Below are 7551 nucleotides of genomic sequence, written 5' to 3'. Positions count from 1 at the left end.
CTATAAGATAATAATATTCTTTTCCATCTTCGTCTAATGTTTCACCTTCATGATACCAATAATAAATTTTACCCCTGTATTTATCTTTTAAGCCTATACATATTAAATCTCCCCCGTCCGCATCTGCAATAGGCATTACAATACTTCCTAAAATATCCTTATAAGTTTGAATGATTGATTCAATTTCATAGGCATCATTAGTAATACCGTAAAAGCCACCTATCGAGTCAAAACCATCCTCGGGGGTTACAGGGGTAACTTCAATTGCCTGATACATTCTATTATCTTTAATAAAACACCCTCCATATTCAAGCAAAAACTCTTTGTAGTCTAATGGTAAATCTACACCATATATTCGTTCAATTGTTTCGATTGACTTATATGCATCTTCTTTTTTTGAGACTACCATTTCCGAATCAATTATTTCATTTAATACTTGCTTTATTATTTTGTTCATTTTATTTTCCTCCTCTTAAATCTGATGCTGAACCTATATGTGGTATATTAGCATGTAAATCTGTTGGGATTAACTCAATTTCAGTAGAACTTTTATGGTGAGGTGTTAACCCTTTTTCTTTTAGCCAGGCCTTTGCTTGATTCTTTGATTTAAACCCTTTTAATTGCATAATTTTTTCATACATTAAATTAAAATCATTTTTAGAGCCATCTAACATACCTTCTTTAAATTTTATAGAACCTTTACTCCAAGGTGTGAAGTTAGGTCTACCATCAATAAATTCTACACCTTCACCATTCGGGATATGAAAATTTTTAATCTTCTCCACGACATTCTTCATACTACCCGGCAACTTATTCATGAATGCCGCTACTTCTTCCAACTTACCAACTATTTTACCGCTTTTCTCTGCTACTTGAAAGACTTTTGCACCCTCTGCGAGTTTTCCGAATGCCGCTGATTCTTTCACTACGGCGATTACTTCACCAACGCCGACAAAACAACTGCCAATATCAAATACCGCGCCACCAAGAGCATAAGGGTCGGTCAGGGCTTTTTCTACATAACCTTTCACTGTGTTGAACATTTCTTTTTGGTCTTTTCTAAAGGTTCTATATTCGAGAGTACTAAAAAAGCTATATTAACTCTTCAAAACGGACAGTGAAAGATATACTTCCGATTAAAAAAGCCGTCTCAGATCAGAAACTCAAAAAGAGTGTAAAATCGATATAATGATTACTTCTATTACGATGAATTTGGAGAAATACTTGATGGGAACAAACATCCTAATCCTTACGATCAAGAAGTACGAACGAAAGTCAAGCTAAATGATGATGGGAAAGTTATTGAGAAAAAGCTTATAACCTTGATGATTTTGAGGACTAACTTAAAAAGCAGTAGCCTGAAATTAATTTCGGGTTACTGCTTTTTAACTATATTCAAAAAATAATTAATTCAACTTTTTATCTTCATGGCTTTAATATCTTTTCCAATCTTACTCGTTTAATAAAATCATCTAATGCCTCTTCTTCATTACCATAATGAGCAATTGAGGTTTCTACAATACTCGCTCTCTCATCAGTTGCACAAACAACCCACTTATTATCCTCTTTATAAATTAGAACCTCATCCGGATTCACATCTTTTTCATGAAACCAGTTATAATATTTTAATCCTTCTTCTGATAGGATTCGTTTTGCCTCATCTCTTGTCATATTAAAATTATCCTCCTTATTTTATTTGTTTCAATAATTTCAATCCTTCTAATTGTTCGACTGTTAAAGGAAGTTGTATTTGTGTTCCCCCTTTTATTGTCCCAAAACCTGGAGCTATCTCTCCAATTTGTGCTTTTAATTTGCTATAATCACCACAATAGTACTTTTGAATAGCAGCATCTACCTGTGCTTTTAGTGTAGGATCACTACAATTATCAATATAGGTTTTTATATTCGAGAAATCACCTACAACCTCATATTGATGGTATTTGCTCACATCTTCCAAATACGGAAGAGCTCTCTCGCCGTAACTATAAGGTTTTCCATTTACCACAGGTGATGTATACGTACCATTTGACGGTCCATATCGGTCAATAACTTCACCTATTTTTAGTGTATACTTATCTTTCATGACTTTCCCATCTTTATTTACAACATAGCCGCCGTTTGGTACTTGCCCCCAATCAATGTATCCATCAGCCCTTAAGACATCAGAATTCTTTGGAATTTGTACTTCTTCTGGCCATTGCCCTGTTTTCTTGAATTCTTCTGCTAACTTACTGTCAAAATTATTTAAGTAAGCATGTAATTCATCAGTCGTACAAGTTGATTGTTTTAATAACTTCTGTACATGTTGTTCAGCCTTAACAGCTCCCTCTCTTAAATCTGATGCTGAACCTATATGTGGTACATTAGCATGTAAATCTGTTGGAATTAACTCAATTTCAGTAGAACTTTTATGGTGAGGTGTTAACCCTTTTTCTTTTAGCCAGGCCTTTGCTTGATTCTTTGATTTAAACCCTTTTAATTGCATAATTTTTTCATACACTAAATTAAAATCATTTTTAGAGCCATCTAACATACCTTCTTTAAATTTTATAGAACCTTTACTCCAAGGTGTGAAGTTAGGTCTACCATCAATAAATTCTACACCTTCACCATTCGTTATACTTTTAACTTTAGTTTTATCAGAATACCATTTCCCATTACCTGGCTCACCTTTCCAGTGACCATCATTTCTCGGTAACCTTGTTCTAGGATTATTAACAGCCGAAAATAAGTCTCCAAGTGTCTTTCTTTCTCCTACATTTCCAACGCCAGCTAGCGCAGGTTCAGGGAATAAATTCGGGATCTCAATATTTTTAATCTTCTCCACGACATTCTTCATACTATTCGGCAACTTATTCATGAATGCCGCTACTTCTTCCAACTTACCAACTATTTTACTATTTTTCGCGGCTACCTGAAAGACTTTTGTACCCTCTGCGAATTTTCCGAATGCAGCTGTTCCTTTCACTGCGGCGGTTACTTCACCAACGCCGACAAAACAACTACCAATATCAAATATCGCGCCACCAAGAGCATAAGGATCGGTCAATGCTTTTTCTACATAACCTTTTACGGAGTTAAATAGTGTCTTACCATACTTAGGATAATCCTGCCAACTGATGATGGCTTGTCCAAGATTTTTTAGCGTATTACCAGCTCCATAAATATCGTCCAGTTTCCACTGTTCTGTTTCTACGCCGCGTATCGAGTTAAAGCCCCACTCACCAAGCTCTAAGACTAGGCTCCCTAGCTTCGTCGCACCTATCGCTATCCCACTAATAGCGGATCCTGCCGCGCCTAAAAAACCTTCCAACACCAAGGCATCATCAGCAAGTCCTTTTAGGAAAGGGATGTTCTCCCCTACCCATTTTGTGCCTTTTCTCAATACATCCCATTTCTCACCGGCACTATTGGAAAAGTTTTGAAGCCAAGCCTCCACTGGATGATGTTCCGCCCATTCCTCTTGCTTTTTCTTCATTTCCCTTTCAGCTTGCAGTTTCGCTTCTTTTTCCGCCTTCGTGATTTGTGTATCCATTTCATGAATGCCTTTTGCCAACTCATCTTGCGCAAAGAAGGCTTGAAGTTGCGGATCAGTATAAGATAAACTACTCATCTTCCCTGCAATTTGAACTTGTTTGTTTAGGGCATCGAGAATGTTTTCCGCATTGCTTTTTTCTTTTTTACTTTCAAATTGCTGCACTTTTTGAATCGTATCCTCTAGTTCTTTGCTGGCTGCAACCAGTTTTTCATCAAACTGGCTGTTCGGCATACTCAGTGAAATCAAATCACTTACGCTATTGTAAATATTAGAGATGCGACTATCCATTTCATGTTTCTTGGGTTGGAGATTGGAAAGTTTGTTTTGTGCTTGCAGTAATGCATCTTCCAGAATAATCGCATTCTCATCAGTTTCTCCCGTTGTTGACTGAAAATCCTGTAAGGTTTGCGCCATTTCTATACTAAGTAATTCATTGGTATCTTTCAATCCAATCACAACTGTATTTTGGTTATTATTGATGTCGTTGACAATCGCTTTCCCTGTTGCACCCTGCATGGCATCGGCCTGGATAATGCCATTCAATGCTTGTTTGGCTTGTTCAAGTTGATTATTTGTTTTACTGGTGTCTTTTTGAAGTTTTTCCAGTACTTCATGAAATTCCTTTAAATCTACATGAAAGCCCATTTAATCCGCCTCTCTTTCTGGGGCACGGCAACATCGCCCTAAATCCATTATTGAAATTCTTAATGTACATATATGTGGTAACCTATATCTTCTTTTATATGTTTATTAGACATATCACTCTTTAAACGAAACAATCTCCTAACTATTTCATCAATACTTTTAAAAATATATATCCCACATAGTTCTGATAAAATAATGGTTGACTCTAAATGACACGTATCCCGACTGATCCCCGGGTAGTTTCTTCAACTGTTTCTAAGAAAAAACATGATTGGAAATATCCGTCCAAAATGAAATAAGAAAAAGACCACAGATTTCTGAATAGATCCCAAACCAAATGGAACAAAAAAGAACCCTTATCATAAGGATTTTGCAACAGGAAACAATAAATATATAGAGTTTAGATAAAGAGGATTACTTATTATATCGTATATATGTATAAGGTAATGTTAAGGGAATATTAAGAAATGGTCAAATTTTTTAGAATTATACGAAATTACTGCTATTCGTTGGATGAATCAATACCAAAAATCATTAAAAAGGGAAAAGCATCTCGTGGGAAGTCGAGATGCTTTAAGAAAAATAAATGAGAAAAATCTTATATAGATCGTAACATACTATATGAACAAATGAAGGTACACTTTTTTGTGGAATTATATTATTTACGTTAGTAAAATACGAAATTACATTTCGTTTTAAAAATCAAATTATAAAGAGTTTGATTTGTTGATTGTATGTTCTTGTTGTCATGATGTAAATCCTGTCTATTTTTTCTGTACTTTACAAAGAGGTTATATGTGTTATTGGTTGAGTGATCGGTTCATTCGATACCGATAACGTTATTTAACTTTGATTCAAATAATGGATTGTACAATCCGTCACTGCTCTTTTTCTACCTACTCAACCAACGGTACCTAATGTGGGTATTTTACAAATTCGCCCTCTGACAATACAATTCTATTTCTCAGAAAGTTTATTAATAAATTCCGTAAAACTAGAAGCTATTTCCCTAATAAACTTTGCTTCTAATTCCGCTTCATTTTTTATCTGATAGGTATGACAGTGATAAACACTACCTATATCGCTACCATGGATTGACATACATATAATGTTATCAGCTGGATCTTTTCCTATTGGAATAAGTCTAGCAGGCAATTTATTTCCCTTAATATAATAATTTAAAGAATTTTGCAGATTATTTTCTGTTTCCTCTGATAGTGGAAAAAACATCATAATTGATGACGTAACTACATCATCTTTCGTAGTAAATCTTCTTCTATTAGATTTACCACCATTATCTCTTAATAAGAAACTCTTATAGTCCTCTGGTAGTTCTAATCCATTAAGTCTTTCAAAGATTTCTATATCTTCGGCTTTAATTTGTTTGAAAGTATATTCAAAATTAAGATTCATAATTCATCGACCTCCGACTCATTCGTTTTCACTAAAATGCAACGAATCTATTAAATTTGTAAAAGTACTGCAAATATATTCAATTGCTTGTTCATCACACTCATCGCTATCATAAAAAACTATTGTTGGTGAGTGTTTATCATTTCTAAAATCAAAACATATTTTATTACCGAATGGATCCGTAGCAAAGGGTATTATTCCCTTTGGGATGTATGGTGTGATAATATCATAAGTAACTGTTATGCTAATATATTCATTCGTGTAGCTTAGTAGGCAATCAAAAACTCCTTCTCCTCCATCTTCAAAGAAAAATATATTCGGTACTGGATGACCACCGTTATATTTCATTACACAAATTTTGTAATCTTGAGGAAAAATCACATTAAACTTCTCTTCAACTTTTGAAATTATCTGCTCGGTAATAGGGTCATGTGTATGCTCCCATGTTATTCTTCTCATGAAAACAACTCCCTAACTCGATTTGCTATGTCTCTCTTTATTTTACCATTTCTTCCATTATCCCCTCCAACTTACCAACTATTTATGAAGTTAAAGCATACCAATCAATTAAAAAAGCACTTGTTGCTCGTAGGAAACAAGTACTTTAAGTTTATTAATTTAGTATTTTATAAATATCTGTATTTTTAACAAAGCTACTTTAGATAACAAATTTATACAAAATAAGCAATTATTTTTCCGTTGTCTGGATAATCGCCTTTCCAGCCACAAGGAAAACCACCAGCTTTGTAAATATTGAAAATTTGTTCGTAAAAATTTTCACTTTGACCATTTATCGCGTGATTTATCGCGCAATTTCTTAAATCTACCACGACATTCTCAAAAAAATCACTATACGAGTCCGGAAGTTGGTTTCTGAGTCCATTAGCAATTTCTTCTGTCACTTCCTCTAAACCATTAGGTTTTTGACTAGGGTCTAGTTTATACAATTTCCCCTTAACTTTCCCCATTTCAATTTGCCTAATATCTGACCATGTGTATTCATCCTCACCAAAAATCTCATAAAAAGCAAATTTTTTCGCCTCAATAAAACCATTAATAATAGCAACATCTTCAGGGACCACTGTCTTTTGAATATCTTGCATAGAATTTGCAAATCGAATAACTTCTTCAACCAATTTAGTATGAATTCCATACTTCATATTTTATTAAACCACCTTTCCCATAGTTCTTCAGTCGCTCCACCACCCCTATCCCAGATAGGCAACTTCTCATGCGCTCCTGATTTATAAAACTCTTTAAGATCTTTTATTCTTGACTTGTATAATGGGATTCCTTTTTAAACAGCTTCTTTTAATTTTTGTTGTAATTCATATACTTGTTTTTCCAATACCTCTACACTTCGATTTATATCCAAATTATTCAAAGCTTTTGTTACAACTCTATTGTATACTCTATGAAAACCTCTATGTCTAGATAAAGCACTTGGACTTTCTGATGGTATTGGTAAAAATATCCCATTCTCAGCATGATCCATATCCATTCCTATTTTCTTTAATATAGGATGACTTTTTAAACTTTTAGGTATTATATGTTGCGCTTGATATCCCTTCCATGATGCAGAACACGGTAGCCCCATGGATTCCAATAAATTTTGCCCTAATTTTGTAGAACTTTCTGGTGTAACTTTTCCAGGAGTACCAGGAATAAGCCTAGTGCCATTACCCGTACCCTTAGTAAGTACTTAAACACAAATTAAAAAATCCACAGTTTAAAAGTTTATCACTGTGGATTCCTACATTTACTTTTCTTGGTAATGCACCATATCATAAGGATAATATGGAGTATCTTTCAAACTTGAGTCGTCTAATTTTAAAATTTTTGCGATTGCTCCACTTTCAAAACTCCAGTAACCACTATAAATGTCATGTTTATTTTCATGTGCATCATACCATGCTTCCTCTGAATGTCCCTTATACCAATACTCTATTATATAT

8 protein-coding genes and 2 pseudogenes are annotated in these 7551 nt (G+C 34.2%); all 10 read right to left on the bottom strand.

Annotated features, from left to right (window positions below):
• Nucleotides 1-457: SMI1/KNR4 family protein (locus tag BWGOE10_RS28025; RefSeq protein WP_070168358.1), on the bottom strand; the 457-nt coding region annotated here is incomplete at its 3' end.
• 1 nt (nucleotide 458) lies between these two features.
• Nucleotides 459-1040: pseudogene (locus BWGOE10_RS33625) on the bottom strand (HNH endonuclease); the annotation flags it as partial.
• Between the two features lie 385 nt (nucleotides 1041-1425).
• On the bottom strand, nucleotides 1426-1671 hold the full coding sequence (locus BWGOE10_RS28015) for an Imm59 family immunity protein (protein ID WP_070145919.1): 246 nt from the start codon (nucleotides 1669-1671) through the stop codon (nucleotides 1426-1428).
• Between the two features lie 16 nt (nucleotides 1672-1687).
• Nucleotides 1688-2083, bottom strand: coding sequence for a TNT domain-containing protein (locus tag BWGOE10_RS33865; protein WP_321145678.1), 396 nt, complete (start codon nucleotides 2081-2083; stop codon nucleotides 1688-1690).
• A 669-nt stretch (nucleotides 2084-2752) separates the two neighbouring features.
• Nucleotides 2753-4183 (bottom strand): annotated as a pseudogene (locus BWGOE10_RS33860) (T7SS effector LXG polymorphic toxin); the annotation flags it as partial.
• A gap of 957 nt (nucleotides 4184-5140) precedes the next feature.
• Nucleotides 5141-5596: an SMI1/KNR4 family protein gene (locus BWGOE10_RS28005; protein ID WP_070145921.1), complete on the bottom strand. Its 456-nt coding sequence runs from the start codon at nucleotides 5594-5596 to the stop codon at nucleotides 5141-5143.
• A gap of 18 nt (nucleotides 5597-5614) precedes the next feature.
• Nucleotides 5615-6055 (bottom strand): SMI1/KNR4 family protein, encoded by a 441-nt coding sequence (locus BWGOE10_RS28000; protein WP_070140205.1) that lies wholly within the window; start codon nucleotides 6053-6055, stop codon nucleotides 5615-5617.
• 212 nt (nucleotides 6056-6267) lie between these two features.
• A complete protein-coding gene (locus BWGOE10_RS27995) occupies nucleotides 6268-6756 on the bottom strand; it encodes a hypothetical protein (RefSeq protein WP_070145923.1) in 489 nt (162 codons plus the stop codon).
• A 137-nt stretch (nucleotides 6757-6893) separates the two neighbouring features.
• Nucleotides 6894-7193 (bottom strand): AHH domain-containing protein, encoded by a 300-nt coding sequence (locus BWGOE10_RS33620; protein ID WP_236736021.1) that lies wholly within the window; start codon nucleotides 7191-7193, stop codon nucleotides 6894-6896.
• A 162-nt stretch (nucleotides 7194-7355) separates the two neighbouring features.
• Nucleotides 7356-7551 (bottom strand): PoNe immunity protein domain-containing protein (locus BWGOE10_RS27985; protein ID WP_236736046.1); only part of this gene is annotated, 196 nt, incomplete at its 5' end.

This window comes from Bacillus mycoides, from assembly GCF_001757995.1.
In the GTDB taxonomy this organism is placed as follows: Bacteria; Bacillota; Bacilli; order Bacillales; family Bacillaceae_G; genus Bacillus_A; species Bacillus_A mycoides_B.
This window is presented reverse-complemented; position numbering and strand designations above follow the sequence as displayed.